General features: G+C 43.7%; 1 protein-coding gene. It reads left to right on the forward strand.

The window, feature by feature from the left end; genetic code table 11:
* The coding region (locus L0P31_RS09245) for an LPXTG cell wall anchor domain-containing protein (protein WP_238096646.1) at positions 1-842 on the forward strand (842 nt) is incomplete at its 5' end.
* Between the last annotated feature and the right edge of the window lie 17 nt (positions 843-859).

Below are 859 nucleotides of genomic sequence, written 5' to 3' on the forward strand. Positions count from 1 at the left end.
AAGTGAAGAAGATTGATGAAAATCCAAACTTGACTCCAGAGCAAAAAGAAAAAGCCAAGGAAGAAGCTAAGAAAGAAGCAGAAGCTGTTAAGAAATCAATCGAAGAAGGTAAGACAACTGAATGGGTAGACGAAAAAGGAAACCCAATCAAACCTGTAACACCAGGAACATACCCAGCAGGATCTACTCCTAACTATGAACTAGTAGGAACAGTTACAAACAAAGAAACAGGTAAAGTAACTCATATCTTCAAACCATCAACTAAGAAACCTGTAACGGTATGGGTAGATGTAAATGGTAAGCCAGTGAAACCGCTAGCTGAAGGTGATAACCCAGCTGGATCAATTCCAGGATATGCTTTAGTAGAAACCATAAAAGTTGAAGGAACTGGTAATGTCATCCACGTATTTAAACGTACTACAAATGGCAGACCTCAAAAAGAAGATTCTACAAATGGAGGATCACTCACTCCATCTCAACCAGGTTCTCCAGCAAGACCTTCAACAAATCCAACAAATCCGGTGAGACCGACAGACCCAAGTCAACCAGAAACTCCAGTAGTTCCTGCAGACCCAAGTCAGCCAGCTAACCCAGCTAATCCGGCTAACCCAGCGGGTCCAGCAACTCCAGCGATGCCATCGGCACCAGTAAATGGTGAAGCACCACAAGCTCCAGCGGCTTCATCAGAAGCTAAAGGACAAGCTGAACTTCCAAACACTGGTACAGAAGACAATGCTAGCCTAGCAGCACTTGGACTTTTAGGTGTCTTGAGTGGATTTGGACTTGTTGCTCGCAAGAAAAAAGGGCTCTTTGTCAACTGTAGTGGGTTGAAGAAAAGCTAAGATCGCGAAAGGACAAA

The organism is Streptococcus mitis, assembly GCF_022137125.1.
GTDB lineage: Bacteria > Bacillota > Bacilli > Lactobacillales > Streptococcaceae > Streptococcus > Streptococcus mitis_CE.